The 18,139-nt window shown below is 62.0% G+C and carries 20 protein-coding genes; 3 read left to right on the top strand and 17 right to left on the bottom strand.

Annotated elements, in window-relative coordinates; all coding sequences use genetic code 11:
* Positions 1-32: 32 nt before the first annotated feature.
* Positions 33-320 carry a hypothetical protein gene (locus tag ACSQ89_RS22080; RefSeq protein WP_436296411.1) on the bottom strand — a complete coding sequence of 96 codons (288 nt, stop codon included), beginning with the start codon at positions 318-320 and terminating at the stop codon, positions 33-35.
* A 626-nt stretch (positions 321-946) separates the two neighbouring features.
* Here ACSQ89_RS22080 and ACSQ89_RS22075 point away from each other — a divergent pair.
* Complete coding sequence (locus ACSQ89_RS22075) at positions 947-1,819, top strand: hypothetical protein (protein ID WP_436296410.1); 873 nt, start codon at positions 947-949, stop codon at positions 1,817-1,819.
* Positions 1,820-1,821: 2 nt separating this feature from the next.
* Positions 1,822-2,049 carry a hypothetical protein gene (locus tag ACSQ89_RS22070; protein ID WP_436296409.1) on the top strand — a complete coding sequence of 76 codons (228 nt, stop codon included), beginning with the start codon at positions 1,822-1,824 and terminating at the stop codon, positions 2,047-2,049.
* 88 nt (positions 2,050-2,137) lie between these two features.
* Here ACSQ89_RS22070 and ACSQ89_RS22065 read toward each other — a convergent pair whose 3' ends face one another.
* The 4 genes from ACSQ89_RS22065 to ACSQ89_RS22050 form a co-directional block, all read right to left on the bottom strand.
* Positions 2,138-2,623 (bottom strand): thermonuclease family protein, encoded by a 486-nt coding sequence (locus tag ACSQ89_RS22065; protein WP_436296408.1) that lies wholly within the window; start codon positions 2,621-2,623, stop codon positions 2,138-2,140.
* A 386-nt stretch (positions 2,624-3,009) separates the two neighbouring features.
* Positions 3,010-4,791, bottom strand: a complete 1,782-nt coding sequence (locus ACSQ89_RS22060) for an IS1634 family transposase (RefSeq protein ID WP_436296001.1) — start codon at positions 4,789-4,791, stop codon at positions 3,010-3,012.
* 237 nt (positions 4,792-5,028) lie between these two features.
* Complete coding sequence (locus ACSQ89_RS22055) at positions 5,029-5,394, bottom strand: immunity protein Imm33 domain-containing protein (RefSeq protein ID WP_436296407.1); 366 nt, start codon at positions 5,392-5,394, stop codon at positions 5,029-5,031.
* Positions 5,391-9,983, bottom strand: coding sequence for an RHS repeat-associated core domain-containing protein (locus ACSQ89_RS22050; RefSeq protein WP_436296406.1), 4,593 nt, complete (start codon positions 9,981-9,983; stop codon positions 5,391-5,393). The genes ACSQ89_RS22055 and ACSQ89_RS22050 overlap by 4 nt, the downstream gene beginning before the upstream one ends.
* A 167-nt stretch (positions 9,984-10,150) precedes the next feature.
* On the opposite strand from ACSQ89_RS22050, the gene ACSQ89_RS22045 reads away from it, so the two are divergent.
* Entirely contained in the window at positions 10,151-10,330 is a 180-nt protein-coding gene (locus ACSQ89_RS22045; protein WP_436296405.1) for a DUF3606 domain-containing protein, read from the top strand.
* A 171-nt stretch (positions 10,331-10,501) separates the two neighbouring features.
* On the opposite strand, the gene ACSQ89_RS22040 is transcribed toward ACSQ89_RS22045, so the two are convergent.
* From ACSQ89_RS22040 to ACSQ89_RS21985, 12 genes are all read right to left on the bottom strand, one after another.
* Entirely contained in the window at positions 10,502-11,617 is a 1,116-nt protein-coding gene (locus ACSQ89_RS22040) for a hypothetical protein (RefSeq protein ID WP_436296404.1), read from the bottom strand.
* A complete protein-coding gene (locus tag ACSQ89_RS22035; RefSeq protein WP_436296403.1) occupies positions 11,614-12,018 on the bottom strand; it encodes an HNH endonuclease in 405 nt (134 codons plus the stop codon). Before ACSQ89_RS22035 ends, ACSQ89_RS22040 begins: the two co-directional genes overlap by 4 nt.
* Positions 12,019-12,325: 307 nt before the next feature.
* Positions 12,326-12,541: an excisionase gene (locus ACSQ89_RS22030; RefSeq protein ID WP_436296402.1), complete on the bottom strand. Its 216-nt coding sequence runs from the start codon at positions 12,539-12,541 to the stop codon at positions 12,326-12,328.
* A complete protein-coding gene (locus ACSQ89_RS22025) occupies positions 12,538-13,089 on the bottom strand; it encodes a hypothetical protein (RefSeq protein ID WP_436296401.1) in 552 nt (183 codons plus the stop codon). Before ACSQ89_RS22025 ends, ACSQ89_RS22030 begins: the two co-directional genes overlap by 4 nt.
* A gap of 369 nt (positions 13,090-13,458) precedes the next feature.
* Positions 13,459-13,968 carry a hypothetical protein gene (locus tag ACSQ89_RS22020; protein WP_436296400.1) on the bottom strand — a complete coding sequence of 170 codons (510 nt, stop codon included), beginning with the start codon at positions 13,966-13,968 and terminating at the stop codon, positions 13,459-13,461.
* Positions 13,969-14,012: 44 nt separating this feature from the next.
* Positions 14,013-14,213, bottom strand: a complete 201-nt coding sequence (locus tag ACSQ89_RS22015) for a hypothetical protein (protein ID WP_436296399.1) — start codon at positions 14,211-14,213, stop codon at positions 14,013-14,015.
* Entirely contained in the window at positions 14,210-14,605 is a 396-nt protein-coding gene (locus ACSQ89_RS22010; protein ID WP_436296398.1) for a hypothetical protein, read from the bottom strand. Before ACSQ89_RS22010 ends, ACSQ89_RS22015 begins: the two co-directional genes overlap by 4 nt.
* A gap of 3 nt (positions 14,606-14,608) precedes the next feature.
* Positions 14,609-15,814, bottom strand: a complete 1,206-nt coding sequence (locus ACSQ89_RS22005; RefSeq protein ID WP_436296397.1) for a hypothetical protein — start codon at positions 15,812-15,814, stop codon at positions 14,609-14,611.
* 205 nt (positions 15,815-16,019) lie between these two features.
* Complete coding sequence (locus ACSQ89_RS22000) at positions 16,020-16,310, bottom strand: hypothetical protein (protein ID WP_436296396.1); 291 nt, start codon at positions 16,308-16,310, stop codon at positions 16,020-16,022.
* 78 nt (positions 16,311-16,388) lie between these two features.
* Positions 16,389-16,910, bottom strand: coding sequence for a hypothetical protein (locus ACSQ89_RS21995; RefSeq protein ID WP_436296395.1), 522 nt, complete (start codon positions 16,908-16,910; stop codon positions 16,389-16,391).
* Positions 16,911-17,354: 444 nt separating this feature from the next.
* Positions 17,355-17,546: a hypothetical protein gene (locus ACSQ89_RS21990; RefSeq protein WP_436296394.1), complete on the bottom strand. Its 192-nt coding sequence runs from the start codon at positions 17,544-17,546 to the stop codon at positions 17,355-17,357.
* On the bottom strand, positions 17,539-17,940 hold the full coding sequence (locus ACSQ89_RS21985; RefSeq protein WP_436296393.1) for a hypothetical protein: 402 nt from the start codon (positions 17,938-17,940) through the stop codon (positions 17,539-17,541). The genes ACSQ89_RS21990 and ACSQ89_RS21985 overlap by 8 nt, the downstream gene beginning before the upstream one ends.
* Positions 17,941-18,139: the final 199 nt, after the last annotated feature.

Below are 18,139 nucleotides of genomic sequence, written 5' to 3'. Positions count from 1 at the left end.
CCGCAAGCCGCCGTGGAGGGCGAAGCGTGACCCTAGCGCGTGGTGCGTCCGCGGCTTCGTCTACTTGTGCCCGACGGGTTCCAGCTTGCGCCCTCGATCATCTCCTTGATCAGCACATAGGGCATGTATCCGTGATCTGGGTCAGTTCCGTCCAGCGGCAGCCAATCGAATGTGCCCATGCGGACAGCCTTCGCAAGCATCATGCGCATCGCCTCAGGCACTTCCACGTGTTTGGCATCACAGATCTCTTCAAAACGGCGATGAAGGCCAGCGTCCACTTGAAAGACGACTTGATCGGTCGGCTGCTTTTTGCTCGGCATACCAGATGTTAGAGGGAGCGGTCGTATGCGGATCACGGCCGAGCGCCTGACCATGCCCCCGGAGCCGTTGCCGCCGAAAGAGCCGAAGCCCAAGGCCGACGCGCGCGCGACCGAAGGTGCCACCTCAAGAGCCGCCTGTTTGACGTCAAGCCGAATCAGACTTCGCTCTCGCCATGAACACGAGGGCCGCACGTCGCGAGTACTTCGAGGCTGTCGCTGAGTTCCAGCGGTCGCTTCAAGAGTTCTCTGCGGGTATGGGCCATCTCCTGGATGATCCGTCCGAGCCCAACGGCGCTCCGCACGTCCAGCCCTCAACGATGCTCTTGAAGCTGCTTGGGCCCCGGAAGCCGCCCAAAACGAGCGTAGCGTGCCCAGCGGCTGATCGAAGGCGCAAGGAAGACGTGAGCGCGCTCAGCCTGGCCTAAGTTTTCCGGCGCATGCTTCGTTCTGACAGTTTGCCGGTGCTGGTAGAGGTCGCTTCGGCGCCGTCCACTAACGACCGGGGCTGCAAATTAGGGTTGCCAGTTACAAAATGCGGAACTTTTACGTTGCACCAAGCTCGCGTGGCAACGAGAATACCCTCAAACGCGTAGCTTTTGCAACATTATGTATCATCCGCTCTCATCGTGACGATCGCTGGCTTCTATCTGACGCCTGAAGGAGTCGTCCTAGGCGCCGACAGTACAGCGTCCGGGCTCACCCCGAATGGGATGCACTTCTTTGATTTCAATCAGAAGATTTTTGAAATAGGTGAGGACAGCACGCTAGCGCTTATGACTTGGGGCTTAGGGGCCTTCGGCGGAACTAGCATTCGATCCCTCGCGGCAACTCTAGGCGACAGCTTGGCCGCGACGCCGCCAACAAGCCTGAACGATGTCGGCGCTCGGTTTGTTGATTTGGTTTCGCCAGTTTACGAAGCAGAACCCCTTGTTCAGCGTTTTAAGTCGTTAGCGGCGAAGGCTGCGCACGATCCCGCGGATGCGTCGTCCCGATCCAAGGATGATGAGACGGAGTTCGCAAATTTGAAGCAAGCGCTGTTCGTGGGATTCTGTATCGCTGGTTACGTGCTGCCTGACCGAACGCTTGGCGTCTGCACGATCGGCTTCGATCCACTTAACGGCAAGCCTGCCCCGCAGACACAACAGGGACAAGAAGGCTTTTCGTGGTGGGGGGCTCCAAACATCGTGCAACGTCTCGTTTTCGGGGCAGACGATAATCTCAAGGCGGCGCTCATGGCGTCGGGAAAGTGGTCTGGCACACAACAGGAACTCGAAGCCTTGTGTGCCAACCAGCGATTAGTCCACCATTCCTTGCCCATTAGAGAGGCTGTGGACTACGTCTACTCGTGCATTTATTGCACGATCAAAGCGATGAAGTTCTCTAGCTTCTCGCAGATATGCGGCGGTCCAATCGAGATTGCCGTCATCACTTCCGATCGAAAGTTTAGGTGGGTGCGTCACAAACCCTGGGACGCCGCTATCAATGAAGGAGCACTGTAGCCATGCCAGAACGCAACGACCAACGAGCGCCGCTGACAGTTCACGAGACGGCGGTGCGCATGCAGGCGCACTATGCCCAAACGGGTGCCTATCGCATGCAAGACGTGTCCCGTGTGCTGGGCGATCCGCGAAAAGATGTGTCTCATATGGTGACGCCGCAGGATAGCAATCAGCCGGCGAAAAATAATCTCAGCTTTGTTCCCGTTCATAACTTTGTCCGGGTTGCCTGAGAGCGATTTTTTAGTGCTGCCGGCGGTAGCGCGCGTCGGCGGCCTGTTTCATTTGTGTAGAAGCCTCCACTCCTAGCATCCACGAAGGTCACCCGCCGCGCTGCGCCTTCTTCCGCCATTCCCAAGGCGCCTGGGACTCCCGATCGGCCCACAACCCTAGATGTTGTGCACGGGCGGTGTACTGCACCTTGAACAGCGCACCGTCGTCGCGGGTCGCGTACTGCTCGTAGACCCAGGCCCACCCACCGGCCACCTGGCGCCGGCCGGCATCCTCCCCGCGGCACCTCACATCCGCCACGGTCCGACCGTACCGATCCACATCGCGGGGCGAGATCCGGGCCTGCTCCATGTAGCAGAGCGAGCTCAGGGCCTGTTTGCTTCGCTGGCCGCAGGGCTGGCGCGATTCAGGAGCGTCGATCGCCGCAAGCCGGACCTTCACCTGCTCATATGAGCCAGTCGAGCCACAGCGGGCCGTGAGGGTGTCGCCGTCGCTGATGCCGACGACGAGGCAGGTTCGGGTTTGGGCTTGAGCGGCAAAGGGAAGGGCGAGGAGCAGCCACGCGATCAATCGCATCTGAACAAGACCTCGGCATCCGGGCGCGATTTGTCTTCCTTGATCACACGGGTTGGGTCGCCGAAGTTGCGACAGTACGCCTCTGCTTCTTGAGCTGTCGCAGCTTTCAGCAGTCCGTCGCCAAGCCGAACCACGCCGGTCACCGGCGCTGCACAGCCGGACAGGAACGCCAGTGACGAAAGAAACAATGGAGTGAGCAGGCGGCGCCTCGGCGAGGCACTACCGAAAATTTCAAAACAACACATGCACGCACTCTACCCGGGCGCCCCCACACCTCACGCTCCTCAATCTCGTGCTTGCCCTCGCCATAGCCCGTCTTTCTCAACTGGCAGGTGCGAAGCCGGCTAAGTGCTTGATTTGATTCAGCACGAGCTCGAAGGTCTCCACTACAGCGGGATGGGTTGGGCAGTGATGCGGGCGTGTTTGGCAGTGATCTTCGGCGGGGGTTGATCGGGCAGCTTCAGCCGCAGCAGGTCCAGCAGCATGCGGTGATCGGCCTCGGGCTGGGTATATCGCGACAGCACGAGCTCTCTGCCGTCGGTGGTGGGCAGGTGCACGTCCACCATCTGCATGGTCTTGAACTTGGCGATGACCTCCGCAGGCGTGATGCCGTGCGCCAGGCGCTTGAGTTGGGCCTTCAAGGTGACCTGCAGGCAGTAGGCGAGGAAGGCCACGAAGATGTGGGCCTCGATGCGCTTCTCGCTGGAGTGGTAGATCGGGCGTACGGCCAGGTCGTGCTTGAGCTCCTTGAACGCCTGCTCGACCTCGGTGAGCTGGATGTAGAACGTCCACAGCTGCGCGGGATCGTGCGCTGCGAGGTTGGTGCGCAGCAGATAGCGCCCTTCACGGCGGCGCACCTGGCGCAGCCGGGCGCGATCGAGTTCGAACTCGAAGGATGCTGTCTTGGAACTGCTGCTGGCCTCGGGCAGCTGAACCGTGACCAGATGGGCGGCGCGCCCGGCGTCGTGCTTGGCTGCGCCGAGCTTCATGAGCAGTTGATCGCGCGTGAGCGCCTGGCCCTGCAAGGCCTGCAGGCGCTGCACGTAGCGGCGCAGGCGGCGTTGCCGCATCGCACGCTCCTTGTCGATGCGTGCTGCACTTTGCGCCAGCACGTAGGTGTCTTCGTCACCGGCCAGGCGCTTGACATCGACGCCTTCGCGCACGCGCTGCCACGGCTGTGCGAGGAAGCCTTGCTCGAGCTTGCTCAGCCGCCCCTTGGGGGTGCCCACGAGATACGACGCTCCCATGCGGCGCATCTGTGCCAGGCTGTCTTCGGTGGGCACGCCGCGGTCCATCACCCAGATCCGGTTGGCTCGGCCGTAGCGCTGCTCGATGCGATCGAGGAAGTCGCCAAGCGTCGTTGAGTCGGCCGTGTTGCCCGAGAGCACCTCGTAGCTCAGCGGGAAGCCTTCAGGGGTGACGATCAGCGCGATCACCACCTGGCGGCAGTCGCCTCGCTTGTCGCGGCTGTAGCCGTACTGGCGCTTGTCGTGCTCGCTGCGCTGCGCATCGCTCTCGAAGTAGGTGCTGGTCAGGTCGTACAGCAGCACGTCGAACTTCGCGCCGAACAGCTCGCCCCAGCGCCGGCACAGGAACTTGAACAGTTCGTCCTTGTGCGCTGTGAGCTTGTCCAGGCAACGGTACAGCGTGTTCTTCTCGGCCAACGCGAAGTCGGCGTGCAGCAGATCGGCCATCGCGCTGGCGTCGAACCAGTGACGGTGCAAGCGCCATTCACTGCCAGGATCGATCAGCCGGTAGGCCACCAGCGTTTGCAGCACCTGCAGCCACGGGGTGCCTTCGCGCGAGGGCGGCAGCCGAGCGCTCCAGAAGGCGTCGAGTTCGAGTTGCTGCCACAACACGCATGACAGCCAGCACGCGCCCCACTGGCGCGGGCGTTCGAGGCGCAGTTCGTCCAGACGGATACCCACCGCATTCGCGTCATCGGCGGGCATCGAGCCGGCCGGGAACAGCGCCACTTGGCGCCTGGTTCCCTCGTCGTGCACTTCGATGGTCTTGCGCCAGGCTTCGCGCTGGCTCGCGTTGATCTCGCCCAGGTAGAGCACCTGCCTTTGCACCACACGACCATCGGCCAGTCGGCGGTTCTCCACCACGCTCCAGTAATCGTGCGTCTTGCCGTCCTTCAGGCGTCGGTTGCAGCGCAGAAACATGCGCCGCAGTTTAGGAACCGCTCGCCCGCACGCCAAGGACCAAGGTCTCCACCACAAGCGTTTTGCCGCGTCACCCCTATACGCATCAAGCACTTGCGTCGCTCAACACCCCCAAAATCGTCGAAATCGGGGTTGAGTTGAGAAAGATGGGATAGGTCTCGTTGCCGGCCGCCACGACCTGCTCGAAGGGCCGATCGGTTCACCGTACAGCCGCTGCCATAAGGGAAATGGCGCCAGCTACTCTCGCCGCGCATGCAACAACGACTCGTCGAACCAAACATCCTCGCAGTCCGGTGCTATTAGGAATCGCCATCCCGGCGGAAGGCCCAAATACTTCTTGATCTGCGGCGCCCATTCGTCCAAGTGCTCTATGTGCAGCGGCTTAAAAAAGTCGGGATCTGTTGAAAGCTCTTCGCCTGCCCAGATGTACCAGCCGCTGGTTTCACCCTCCAAGGCATGCCGCAGACCATTGATTGGGAAAATTCCATCGCGCACGTTCAACGCGATGCCAATCTTGAGATGGCGCGGCGCGGCACAGAACTGCGCAGCGAACCGTCGGCAGACATCGCGCTGCGCTTCTTCAATTGCCGACCATTGGTTCATAGTCCTCTCAGCCTTTTCTGTTCACGCGAGTATCTACTCATGTCGGCACCTTCTCGCGCTGAGCAGGTCGGACATTCTGATTGCACCGCATCAAGGCTTCGCATGCGTTCCTTGTCGATCGTGCCAGTTTCGTAGTATTCCTTCACAAGCGCCCCCTTGTGCCCGGCAATTTGGCCGGCAGTTTGCTCTCCACACTTGACGCATGGCATCCCTTGGACTGACTGACGTTGTGCCGCCGTGGTTGACCCGGAGGGCCGTCGATAGGGGGCGCTAATGGCAGGGCAAGACAGCCCCAACGACTTACCCCCGATATCGGGTGCGCGTAGAGGGGGAGGTATACCGAGCAGTGGTATCGGGGATGTCAGCCTAGAGGTAGCGCCGCCTCCACCGCCGGGCACGGCGGGGACAGGGACGACTGGGGCAGGCTTCTTGGGTGCATAGCCGTCGTCGTCATATATCGAAAGCGGACCACCTAGCGCGTAGGCAAACCGATTCCAGCCCCCGTCGAGGCCGATCGGATCAGATTGGCTGTACCGCCCAGTTCTGCTGTCGTAGCTCCTGAAGTAGTTGTAGTGCAGCCCTGATTCCTTGTCGAAGTACTGGCCCGGGTATCGCTGGTTGTTGGTGACCTCGGGGACGTTTGTCGTCCCAGAATTCGGCGTGATGTCCAGGTTGGCAAACCGGTACTTCGCGATCGTGGGCTTCTCGTCTCCGAACGCGCTGTAGCTCCACTGCCAGACCGCTTGCCCGTCTGCATCCGTAAGCCGCCTCGGTGTGTTCAGGTGATCGCTGTGCACCGCGTACATCTGGCCGTTGATCACCGCAGCAATCGGCATTGGCCCGTTGGCAGTCGGCAGGTGGATGTACTGCGTGCTGCCCGTACTGTTCGCTCCCCCCGTGCCCGTCTCCGCGATCAGCGTGCCATCTTCGTCGTACACGAACGCGAAACCGAGCTGCTCAGCCTCAATCGTGCTCGGCGCCCAAAACCTTGCAAAGAAGTCGATCAGGCTCTGGAAGAACCCCGGGTCGCTCTCATCCCCTTCTGCTGGCGGATACAACGGCTCCGTCTTGAACACCCGCTGCCCCAGCGCGTTGTGCGCATAGCGCGTGGTCGGGCTCGTGTCGGTGGCGCCTGTCGTGACGGCACTCAGCCTTCCCTCGGCGTCGTAGCTGTAGGTCCTGAGGCCATCGCCGGTCATGTCCCCGTTGGCGTTGTAGCTGTAGGCCACGTTCGTGGTCGTGCCGCCCGCGGTCTGGCTGAAGCCCGCGAGCCTGTTGCTGCTCGCCCCCACCGTGTAGCTGAGGTTGGTGGTCTGCCCGCTGATCGTCTTCGTGCTGCTTGCCCGGTTGCCGTTGGCGTCGTAGCCGAAGCCCGTGCTGTGGCCCGTGGCATCGAAGCCGGTGATGCGGCCCACCGCGTCGTAGCTCACGCCCCAGGTGGTGCTGGCGCTCGCGATCGTGCTGTGGGTGGGGTCGGCATCCCCCGGCTGGAACAGGTTCTGCGTCAGGCTCGTGATGCGACCGGCCGCGTCCCAGACGTAGCTGCTGAACTCTGTGGCGGTCAGCCGGCCTGCGGTGTCGTAGCTGCGGCTGGCACCGAGGCTCGGAGCAACAAAGGCCCAGTTCCATCCCGTAGCCTGGCCCATCGGGTTCCAGGCGATGCTGGTGATGAGGGGGTTGCCGTTCCAGTTGAGCTGCGCCAGGCGCCCGGTGGCGTCGTAGCCGTAGCTCAGGACGCTGCCGTTGGGGTAGCCGATGCTCGCGAGCAGGCCGCTGGCGCCGTAGGCATAGCTCACCTGCTGCACCAGGCCGCTGGCCAGGCTCTGGCGCTTGGCGGTGACGCGGCCGAAGGCGTCCCGCGTGTACTCGGTGATGCCGCTGCGGTCGACGATCTCGGAGAGATAGCCCTTGGAGCTGGGCGTGAGGTCGTAGCGCAGAGTGGTGGTCTTGCCGTCGGCGAAGAGCAAGCCCGTCGGGCGGCCCAGTGCATCGCGGGCGATGGTGGTGACTTGGCTCATCGCGTCGATGATCCAAACGGGCAGGCCCAGCGCATCGAATTGGGTGTTCACGCTGCCGATGTCGGCGCTGGCCTCGGAGGTGGCGTTGCCCTGGGCGTCGCGGCCGTAGCTTGTCGCGACTCCCTTGAAGTCCTTGGCTTGGGTGACGCCGTCGATAGGGTTGTAGGCGAGCGTCGCCGTGGCGCTGGCGGCATTGGTGATGGCGGCCACCCGGCGCAACGGATCGAGTCCGTACTGGGTGCTCTGGTTCAGGCCGTTGGTCTCGGTGACGAGTTCGCCGTTGGCGTCGTAGCCGAAGGCGTTGGTCTGGTTGGGGCCGTCGGTGCGGGCTGAGACGCGGTTGAGGTTGTTGATGCCGCGCGCGGCAGTCCAGGCGACGGCGCCTGCGGAGTCCTTGATCTGCTCGGCCGTGCGGTTGCCCATGGCGTCGAGCGTGAAGGTGCCGCTCTCGCCGCGGTTGTTGCTCCAGCCTGTGAGGCGGTGCGCGGCATCGTACGAATAACTCAGGGCCAAGCCTGTCGGCAGCGTGAGCGTATCGACCAAGCCGGTGGGCTTGTAGGTCAGCGTGGTGGTCTGCTGGCCTCCGACGGTGCGAGTAAACAGGCGGTCTCTGGCATCGTAGGTGTAGGTGGTGACCAGGCCATTGGGCGCCGTGCTGCTGACAACCCGATTGGCCGTGTCGTAGGCGTAGAGGGTCTCGTGGCCCAGGGCATTCACGGCCTTGGTCAGATTGCCCAGCGTGTCGTAGGTGTAGGTGGTGACTGCGCCGTTGGGAGCGGTCTGCGTGGCGGCCAGGCCTTGGGTGTTGTAGGTCCACTGCCAGGTGCGCGTGGTGTTGGGTGACGAGGCCGTGTCGGTGATGGCCTGCGACAGCACGTTGCCCGAACTGTCATAGGTATAGGCCACCGCACGGCCGGTCTCGGTGATGAGCGCGGGCAACGAGAAGGTGGCGTGCCACTGCGTAGTGACGGTCTGGGCGTCGGGTGTGCCCGCTGCACGCGTGACTGATGTGGGCAGGCGACGCGCGACATCCCACGCCGTCGTAGTGGCCACGCCCTTGAAGTCGGTCTCGCTCGTGATCAGGCCGTTGGCATCTTGAACGCGAGATGCGGCGTCGGCTTCGCCAATCCCCGATGGCTGGCTGCCGCCCGTGACAGCCAGCTTACCCTTGGTCGCGCTGTAGCTGTAGTCGCGCGAGGTGTTTAGAGGATCAACAATGGTTGCAGAACCCGCCGAGGGGTAACTGACTTGGTAGCGCTCGGCCGAGCCAGCCAACTCCGTGCTGATAGCGCGGCCCTGCGTGTCATACGCAAAGGTTCCCCAGCGCGCACCGGTCTCATCAAGAATGCCGGTGAGCGCCTGCGGGAAGGCCGCGTTCTCGTAGAGGAAGCTGCGCGTCTTGCCGTCGGGGTAGGTGACGAGCGAGAGTCGGCCTGCCGCGTCGTAGCTGTAGCCTATGACACGTGCATCGGGCGCGGTCACCGTGGTCAGTTGGCCTGCAGGGTTGTACGCAAGGATCAGACTGCGCCCGAAGCTGTTGCTGATGGTGGCGAGCTGGCCGGAAGAGTTGTAGGCGTAGGCGGTAGCCCAGCCGTTGCGGTGCACCATTGTTTGCAGCTTGCCGGCAGCGTCGAAGTTCAGCGTGCTGTCGTCATCGGCGCGGCGATAGGTCCACGCGCCGCCAGCGATCTGTACCAGGGTGTCGGCGCTATTGGTGGCGGTCCAGGTCGAGGCGCCGGTTGCTTGCGCGAACGTGCGGACGTGGCCTTCGGCGCTCGTGACAATGGCTGCGCCGGCACTCGTCTTGAGGCGGGCGCCATGGTTGTGCGCCCAGGATTTGCCTAAAGGCTCGGAGATGCGCGTCGCATCCGCCCCCCAGGTACTGCGATAGATTCGCGTCAAACTCAGCGCGGCCGGCCCGCTGTCGGCGTAGTCAAGTTCAGATCGGTACTTTTCGCCAGTCGCGGGGATGATGGGATGGGGAGTTGTTGCGCCCGCGATATCGACCGCCTTTCCCATATCGGCCCTCGTGCACATCGACCGGCTGGCCGTCTCCGGCGCAGCGAAGATGCAAGCGGTTTGCGCGGGATATTCCAGATAGTTCGACTTGCAGGCGCATCCGCCACTGGCCGCTGCACTGTTGGGTGGACAGTACGTCCCGGTTCCTCGACGATCCGACAGCTCGAAGCCGTACCCGCCCCAGCGCCGAGCATCGTAGTAGCAGTAGTATCCGAGCCGCATTTCCGTTGCCACTCCGATCTTGGCACCCAGGTCTGCGCATGCGTCGGCTGAGTTCGGATACGGGTCCGATTGTCCAAAGTACGTGTAGAAGTAGACCGCGTTACCGAATGGAATCGTCGCGTGCGCCGACTGCGACAGCAGCCCGAAGAATGCAAGGCAAACGACCAGGAACAAATGCGTCATCGCGTTCGGGAAACCGAGGAGAGCAAGGGGTCCGCTCGGGTTCTTGCCTTGAGGTCGTCCCCGGTACCCTAAAGCCTTGCGAGAGAGCACAAGAAAACCGGGAGCATGCACGCGACGTGCAGCCCCCGACACGATGGACGGTGTCATGAATTCCTCCCGACGTAGTGCTTATTGAGTTGGCGCGGATCATAGCCACGCGCCTCCAATTCCAATAGCAGGAGAAAGTTCAAAACTTGCCGGGCGCTAAGGGGTCACACCCGTTGCTACTTTGGCCTGACCCGACACATACTGAGCACTCCAAAAAGGAGCAAGCAATGGCAGATGACAAGACGAAGACCGGAAAGGCCGACCGCGGCAAGGTCGCAGGCGGCCAAAAGCACGAGGTCGCCTACGCGGCCAAGAAAGCCGGCGTCAAACCGGCAGAGGTGAAGGCGGCTATCAAACAAGTGGGCAACTCGCGTCCCGCAGTCGAGAAGGCTCTGAAGAGGAAATAGCTTCGCTTCGAGCCACAAGGATCGCGGGTCGTTGCGCCGCGCTGCAGCGTCTGTGTATCCGTCGGTGCCGGGCTGCACCCTGACCTGCTCCGCACACAGCAAAGAGGTCGGATTCTTCCGGTTCCGTCAGATAGCTAGTAAAGACGGCCCTTCGCGGGCCGTTTTGCTTTTCTACCCGCCTCGCTGCTTTTGCCTCGCCGCCATGAACTGCGTGAGGTGTTCTAGGCACGTCGAACTCTTTGTGTAGGTGATGCGAAACGGCAGTGACCCGCGATCTGGCGCAAGCAGGGGCTCTTCCAAAACCGCTTTCAATAGAGGATGCATTCCAAACGTGTAGCCCCACTCTGCAGATCTCGCAACGGTGAATATGGGCGTCTCTGTCACGACAGCTTCGGCGTCTACGATCAAGAGCGTCGCGTTGGTGGTCCCCAGAAAAATCCAGAGCCGAGACGCAGATAGCGCAAACTGCGAGCGCACTGATGCTTGCCATTTCCGCATCCAATCCCGACCGGTCCCGTGGTTAACGCTGTTCAGCATCACCCTCACATCCTGCGAGAAACTTGAAGCTACCGCGACACCGTTCTCTCGAATCAGAACGCTCACGAGCGCAATGTCGGAGAGTTGGCCCAGATCGACAACGTAATTTGTGTCCGGCAACCACTCCGGTCCATCGGTCGACAAACGCACTGCGGCTACGGTGCCGCCAACCCCTTGGCCCATCAGCGAGTCGCGAAGTCCATAAGATTGGATGGAAGCGGCCAAGACAACGAGCATCCGGCTTTCATCGAGATTCCCTTGCGTGAACATCGTTGTGAGCGCGCTGCTCATCTCGGCGTGCCACGAAGCCAGGCTGCCAATCCGCATACTGGTTTCAACTTCAACGGCTGCATTCGGAAGCGCGCTGCTCCAGTGCCAAAGCTCGGGGCCGCTGTCGATCTGGCGCGCAATCAGAAACTCAAAGCGACTAGCATCGTCGACCCCCAGATTAGAGGAAACCTTCGCCAGTAACTCGGGGATCGGCGTCTGCCGAGAGTAGAGAGAACGAAATATCTGCGCTGCGTTGAACGCTCGGGTTGCATCTCCCGCAATCGCCAACATGCAGTCTTGCGAAATCGCAACAATCTTAAGCGCGCCTTCCGACACTCTGCGATTCCGTAGCGCCACCGACGCCTCGCCAAACGCAGTGATTGCATCGGTGGAGACGGGGGCGGGGGCATCGTGGGTCACCGCAGAATCAGCGAAGAGATAGACGCTGCTTCGAAACTTGAACGCGTAGCAATATGTCATAGGGAAGCCTTTGATCCGGCACGATGCGCATTCACCACCCACATCTCAGGTTTGCGCGCTCTTAGTGTTGCGCGTGCTGCAGTGTAGGCATCACCGGCTCCAACCACGCCCCCGCCGCATCGTCGGTCGGGAAGTAGGGGTAGGTTGGCCGGATGCCACCGACCGCGTGCCATGAGCCGTTCGACCTGCGCCTTGAACACGCTCGCGCTAGGTGCTGTTCTCTGGCGGCCTAAGTGGCGTCGCGTGTTGCAGTGAAGACAAGCAGCAACAATGTTTGCCCGGGCATCTGTGCCACGGTCCTGGCGCGCCACCAAGTGTTCGGCAGTGCAGCGGAGCCAGCGAGCTTGCCGCGAGGTGCAACCCCATTGGCTCACGAATGCAGCAGGGTCGTCCTGCCACATTGGAAGAGAGCAGTAATAGCAGCAGCCTTGCTGAAGATTGAAGGCGTGTCTACGGTGGGCGCAAGAAGATTTCGACATAAGGACGCACAAAGTTGATGTGATCCCCGATCGACGCTACTGCGCGCACAGCGGGCACCAGCTGAATTCACTGCTGGCGGTGCACAGCCATTCGGCCAGTGCAGGTCGGGCTTGGAGCCCCGAGCGCGCAAAGTCTAGCGTGCGCTGCTTGCGAATTCAAGCATCATGTGCCGCCGCCTGCACGCTGAACAAATCCGCCATGGTCTCAGCGGTGCGCGCTTGCAACACCTTAGTTTTTCCGTGTGAGCCAGCGTTGCACGCTTTCGCGATCGATCATCACGTGGCCGTCCGGCGCGCGGATGTACTCGCGCCGGTCGATCCACGTCCCCGCCTTGATCTTGCAGCGGATGGCGTTCTGTGAGTAGCCGCTAATCGCGGCGTACAGCGCGATCGTCACGTAGCGGTCTGGCGCCAAGAACACGGGCGGGGCGATGTCGTCGCTCATGGGCGCGCCCGCCGCTCTGCAATGGCCGCTTCCCTGATACCAGCCTTCGCCGCACGCACGGCATCGTTCGCGGCATGCAGGACGGCTTTCTCGGCCACCTGACGCACCACCAGGGCCGTGAGCTCGTGCTGGTTCGCTGGCATCTTGGCGCCGTCCTCGGCGCGCGCCTTGCGCCAGGCCTTGATGCGTTCGTTTGTGGCACGGACGATGGCCAGGGCAGCCGTCTGCTCGCGCAAGGCCTCTGCGTGCCGCGCCGCGGCCTCTGTCTTGGGTGTGGAGGGCGCAGGCGCCTCGTCGACCACCAGGTGCCGCAGCACGCCGTCCGCGAACTTCGCCGGCGCATCGCCATTCATGGCTCGGAAGTCCGCTAAGGCTTCGGCCATTTCGCGCACGGTGATCGCGTGCTTCGCGCGGTAGAGATCGACGCAGTCGCGGAAGGCCTCGACGCCATCGGCGCCGGCCTGCAGTTCGGCCGGGGTGAATTCTTTCGGAAACCGTCCCCACTGGCTTTGCGTGGCGCAACCGATCATCTCGGCGAGCGCGCGCACCTCGAACCGATGGCGTGCCTCCCACTGTTCCACCAGAAAATCCAATGCGATGTTCTCAAGCGTGGGGCGATTAAACGTTGAAGAGTTGAGCATTTCGTGCGGCCGAGAAGTTAAGGTGATCGGAGAATATAGCGGTCGCCATCATTAATCTAGATCAAGCAAATTGCGCAATTGCGAAAGCCGTGAAATCCTCAAAACCGGGGAGGCTCTCGCCTTACGCAATCGCGAAATGAACTGCGAAAACTATCCGCGCAACTGGAGGCAATCTGAATACTTTCGGCGCAGATTTAGTGCTTTCGTCTATTGCGAAATCGCTCTTTTGTAATGGCGGACGCAACGCTCTCTATTTCTGTCGCTGCGTGAAGAAAGTCACATGCGCCGCACTGCGTCTGCGTCGACGAGAAACGTAGTCTCGTCGTCCGGATCGGGCGTGGCGAAGCCGAGTCGCTGGCAGAACGCCAGCAGGCGCGGGTTGATGACGAGTTCCATCGCGAGGATGGGCCATGGGTTGACGCCGACGCACAGCTTCAGGAATTGCTTGAAACGGCCTTGGCCCTGCAATTGCTCGGAAAGGTAAAAGCCATCGATCGCTAGGCATTCAATCGGGGGACCGTAACCGCGCAACGCGCGCTCGCTCGTCTTGCGGACCAGCGCCACTGTCTCGCCTTCCAGCATTAGAAATTCAGTCGGCGTGCGTGAGTCGTCCGCAAGCGACTGCAACCAGTGGTCAAGCTGGCCCGCGATCATAGGGAAATTGACGTGCGCCGCGCTCTCCCACTCAGGACTCGAAAAATTCCCGGCAATTCGGGAAAAGTGTTCCCCTCTTTCCGGAGCCGTTGAGTTTTTCTCGGCGGCTGCTTTAAAAAGTTCAGGGTTCATTCTTTGCCGCGCTGCAGTGCAGGGGGTGGGGAGGGGCGCCCGTTCTATTCTGAAATCGGGTCGGCGGCGCGCCGGGGCTCAGGCCGGCGAACCCGCTCGCGAAACACCAAGTCGGCGCGGCCCGTTCGCTGCGCGGTGGGCGGCTGGCGCTGCCCGAACACGAGCTCTACGCCCACGCTCAGTGGCTTCTCTGCCGTCTGCGTATCGTCTTCACTGCCGCGGTGCGGTGCGTGGTTGGTGGTCATGTGATGATGTCCGGGGTGAGGTTGTCCGCGACCACAGCGCGGTGGTTCAGGTCGTGGTCGAAGCTGATGACGACGTACTTCTGCAGTTCGTCGACATAGTCGAATTGATAGACGCCCGTAGTGGGGTCGCTCCACATCTCGCGAATGGGCAGCAGGTCCTTTTGACGCAGCAGAACGACGCGTTCCGAGACCGGCAGATTCGGCGTGCCTTTGTCCTTCACCGTGCCAGAGATGCGGCCGACACCTTCGCCTCTAACACCTGTCAGGTAGTCAATCCGGCCTCGAAGGACTGGCTTCACCGCGTCCAGCACGGTTGCCCCCGTATAGATGGCACCAGCGACGAGAGCTTGCGGGTTGAGGTACGCAGTGGCAGCAACGACGACGTCACTCATGGTTCACCGCCAAGGGCCAGTGATGTCTACGAAGGAAACCCCAGTGTTTGCGACGTTCAGGGTCGCCCCCGGGTTGTTAGTTGGATTTAGCGCGAGCAACTTCCGCCCGTTCAAGGTGCCGGATGCCACGGTCTTATCTAGCGTTCTAAACGTGTTCATGCACTCGGATTGCGGCACGTGGAACAAGCCCGGTAGTTCGCCGCGTGCGGGTTGCCCGGTTCCCGATGCAAGGTACCGCCTGGCGAGACGGAGCGTGGCATCGACAAGGCTCGGAAAGATGCCCATCGTTGAGTCCGACCCGGACGGAGCGCTACCAATGCCTGTGTACGGATAGCTCGCGTGCAAGGCGGAAGAACCCAACCCGGTGTAGCTTCGCGGCGTAGCCGTTTGAACAGCGGTGCCGACATCGAAACACCCGTCATGCATCGTCGAGATGCCGCTGGCCCCTGCGTAGTTCAGCGCGCAAAAATAGGCGTCACCTGCGGGCTTGTACGCGATGGGGTCCCCGAAACCTCGCGTGAAGCCGTTGAACCATGCGGGGGTGGCGCCCGAGTAGGGAGCGACGAAGAGCAGGAAGAATCGCCCGTCGCCGACAAGCGCCCATGTGTTCGCTGTCGAATTGGCCGCCGAACTCTTAGCCCAGTAGCCCCCGCCTGACATTTGCGCGGCCGTTGGGAAGGGACCGGTGCCGGTATCCACGTCGGTCATCGTCTCGTAGCCGACCACGCGGCATGAAGTGGTGCCTGCGTCGTCTATGCGGAGATAGCAGCCTGTCGACGCGGGATCGCTCGACTTGTATGCCGCTTTGTTGGTGCCGGTGAAGGGCTTGGTGAAGCCGAGAGGCGCCATCTTCATCGTGATCGTGCCGGTGGCCGTTCCGTCTGGCAACGCGGTCGCGAATGTCACCGAGGTGGCGCCGGGTTTGGTCACGATCTTCTGTTCGCCGTTCAGGTCCGCCCATCCCGTGGGGCCGCCAGTCACGCCTGCGATGAGCACCACGCTGTCTACAAGCGCAGCGTGCGTGCCGGTGTAGGTCGCCGTCGCCACGCCCCCGGCAACGACCAGGGAGCTCAACGCGACGGTGTTGAAACCATCCTTCAGGCAGGCGTCCAGGAGAGCGATGAGCGATCCTGCCGTGCCGCTGAGCACGGGCGCGTTTGCCATCGAACTGTTGAAATTCTTGACGCTGGTATCGACGGGTGAAGTCATTTTCTTGCTCTGAATGCGTTGAGGTCTTGTGGATCGGCGGGGGTTAAATCGTGTTCAGTGATGTCGGCGAGCGACGCGGCGACAACGTGCACTCCAGGGCCGCGCACGCGCACTGCGCTCCCGGTTCCGATAGGCTCGATGTGCAGGCCTCGCGCTCTGATTGCTGCACGGATGCGCTGCAGTCGGCGGTCGGCGGTGCTCGTGCTCATCGCAGCTTGAACCTGCAGTTGGGGCCAGGTCGCGATCGCACCGGCTCGAACCCCGCGAGCACGGCGGCGACGATCGCCGCACCATTGCTCACGTAGGTCCGTGCAGATCGTTCAACCAAATGTTTGACGCGGTAGCTGCCGTGCTGAATCAGTAGCCGCCGGCGCAAGGGCGCATCTGCAAACCACGCGTACGCAGTTTCGACCTGCTCAACGAAGTCGGCGCCAGGGCGGAGAGGGGGGAAAACCTGAAACCCGTGCACGCCGATCTCGGGATATTCGGCGAGCACGCGTTGGATTTCTTCAGCGGCAGGCGTGATTGGCCTAGCCTTCGACACCAAGAGGACTTCGCGATCGCTCGTCACGCCTCAGCCCCGACTTCTGCGGAGCGCGTAAGCCGCTTCAGCCGCGGCCGTGAGCTCCTGCTCCGTCGCTTCCTCGGGAGCTTCATGGGGAACCAACTCGTTACGGCGGGAACTGAGGCGCTCTACCTCCGCGTTGATAGCCACTGCACGCGCGCTATGTCGAATCGCCTCCGCCCCGGCGCTGTCCGTGAGCGGCCGAGTCAGGGCCTCAGCAACTGCGTCCTTGCCGAGGAGCCGAATGATCAGCGGCGCGAGATCGAGCGACACCTGAGCCGGGCCGCTCACTGTTTCGATCGCCAAGTTCACAGCCAACAGTGACTCGGAGCCCCCATCTGCGAGGCTGACCAGCGCCGTCAGATGGTCGGTGTGATCCCGTGAGTGCACCGCGTCGAGTTGAGCGTGAATGTGCTTCCGAATCGCAGGCCCGTTACGGCGGGTCTTCATCAGCGTGTTGGCTTCGGCGTTGAGTGCACGAAGGCGGGTATCGATCTGATCGATCTCTGCTTGGCGGTCCGTGGCCTTCATTTGCATTCCTTCCTTGTCGCGAGCAGGGGGTCGGCCGGCCGCGGGTTGCCGGATAGCCAGGCGTAGAAGACATCGGGGCGGCGGATATGCCGGATACGCCGGGGGCCGAGCTCAACGACCGAGCAGCCGGGAATCTGGTCCTCACGAATGGTGGCCGCGAGCACAGAGGGGCTGACTCCAGCCATCCGTGCACATGCACTAAGACGCCACAGTACGGCGGGTGAAACAGGGGGCTCGGGGATTTGCATGGCGCTCCTCAGTTGGGTTCTACGCAGTTTGGGAGTGATCGCGAGAATCCCACTGCGGCCCAATTTCGCGAGGTAGCGTTAGTAGGGCGTTTCGGGCTGTTTGGGCGCGTTGCGCCATTGGAGGGGGCAAGCCTCTTGTGCCGGTTAGCGAGGGTTCGGCGAAATCGTCACGCAGTCGGGTTCTTGCAGTTTTCGTCTAGTGCTTTTGGCCGCCGGTCACGTGGCGCCGCAGAGCACGCCCGGCCGTCGTTGCTGCAGCGCGCATCTGACCCTCGACGAACTCAAACACATCAGGCGAGAGGTTGAGCTCACGCATGCGCTCGATCCCGCGGGAGACGGCCGCCTCGACGATGCGGACCATCTGCTCGTCTAGTCCGTCGTCAAGCACGGTGTACCGACTCTGTCGTGAAGTCGGACATCGAATCTGCGATCTCTGCCAGTCGGGTATCAATTGCAAATTCGATCTCTTCAGCAACTTCAGGTGCCACGTGCAATCGGCGCTCGATGTTGTCAGGCAGAGACCGAAGGCCCTGCGCGAGCGTGGCGAGACACATTGCCATTGCATCGCGCACCGCAGACCGCAGGACGTACTCCCCACGTTTGATCTGCAGATTCAACTCGCGCTCGTCGGCTTTGATCCTCTCGTGCCGCGCTCGCTGCTCTTGAAACGTGGTGCCTGCCTCTTGAATCCGCGTCGGCGCCGCGTCGGCACTCTTGGGTTTTCGGCCAGCGCCCGGCCGAGCACCGCCGTGACCAAGTGCCGTTGCGTTTACTTCATTCATTTGGATTCTCATTCAAGAAACTACTGACCAGGCCAACTGCATAGCGGGCCTCTGTGTGCCCGCACGGTGGAAGAGGCCCTGTAGGGTCCCCGGACCGTTCGTGATCTGCAGGCAATAGTGAGTTTGCGAACTGCTCACGAACGCAATGCGGGTGAACCTGCCTGTCACAAGCACGGCGGCGCAGGATGAGGCACGGCCT

The organism is Variovorax sp. LjRoot175 (genome assembly GCF_964253805.1).
Classification (GTDB): Bacteria; Pseudomonadota; Gammaproteobacteria; order Burkholderiales; family Burkholderiaceae_C; genus Variovorax.
Note: the sequence above shows the minus strand (reverse complement) of the source record. Positions and strands in the feature narration are given on the sequence as shown.

Excerpts from the sequence above, each read along its gene's own strand:
- ACSQ89_RS22050 (WP_436296406.1), bottom strand. The coding sequence starts at position 9,983 with ATGACACCGTCCATCGTGTCGGGGGCTGCACGTCGCGTGCATGCTCCC.
- ACSQ89_RS22080 (WP_436296411.1), bottom strand. The coding sequence starts at position 320 with ATGCCGAGCAAAAAGCAGCCGACCGATCAAGTCGTCTTTCAAGTGGAC.
- ACSQ89_RS22035 (WP_436296403.1), bottom strand. The coding sequence starts at position 12,018 with ATGTGGCAGGACGACCCTGCTGCATTCGTGAGCCAATGGGGTTGCACC.
- ACSQ89_RS22070 (WP_436296409.1), top strand. The coding sequence starts at position 1,822 with ATGCCAGAACGCAACGACCAACGAGCGCCGCTGACAGTTCACGAGACG.
- ACSQ89_RS22045 (WP_436296405.1), top strand. The coding sequence starts at position 10,151 with ATGGCAGATGACAAGACGAAGACCGGAAAGGCCGACCGCGGCAAGGTC.
- ACSQ89_RS22040 (WP_436296404.1), bottom strand. The coding sequence starts at position 11,617 with ATGACATATTGCTACGCGTTCAAGTTTCGAAGCAGCGTCTATCTCTTC.
- ACSQ89_RS22030 (WP_436296402.1), bottom strand. The coding sequence starts at position 12,541 with ATGAGCGACGACATCGCCCCGCCCGTGTTCTTGGCGCCAGACCGCTAC.
- ACSQ89_RS21995 (WP_436296395.1), bottom strand. The coding sequence starts at position 16,910 with ATGAAGGCCACGGACCGCCAAGCAGAGATCGATCAGATCGATACCCGC.
- ACSQ89_RS22060 (WP_436296001.1), bottom strand. The coding sequence starts at position 4,791 with ATGTTTCTGCGCTGCAACCGACGCCTGAAGGACGGCAAGACGCACGAT.
- ACSQ89_RS21985 (WP_436296393.1), bottom strand. The coding sequence starts at position 17,940 with ATGAATGAAGTAAACGCAACGGCACTTGGTCACGGCGGTGCTCGGCCG.
- ACSQ89_RS22065 (WP_436296408.1), bottom strand. The coding sequence starts at position 2,623 with ATGCGATTGATCGCGTGGCTGCTCCTCGCCCTTCCCTTTGCCGCTCAA.
- ACSQ89_RS22010 (WP_436296398.1), bottom strand. The coding sequence starts at position 14,605 with ATGAGTGACGTCGTCGTTGCTGCCACTGCGTACCTCAACCCGCAAGCT.
- ACSQ89_RS22015 (WP_436296399.1), bottom strand. The coding sequence starts at position 14,213 with ATGACCACCAACCACGCACCGCACCGCGGCAGTGAAGACGATACGCAG.
- ACSQ89_RS22005 (WP_436296397.1), bottom strand. The coding sequence starts at position 15,814 with ATGACTTCACCCGTCGATACCAGCGTCAAGAATTTCAACAGTTCGATG.
- ACSQ89_RS22020 (WP_436296400.1), bottom strand. The coding sequence starts at position 13,968 with ATGAACCCTGAACTTTTTAAAGCAGCCGCCGAGAAAAACTCAACGGCT.
- ACSQ89_RS22055 (WP_436296407.1), bottom strand. The coding sequence starts at position 5,394 with ATGAACCAATGGTCGGCAATTGAAGAAGCGCAGCGCGATGTCTGCCGA.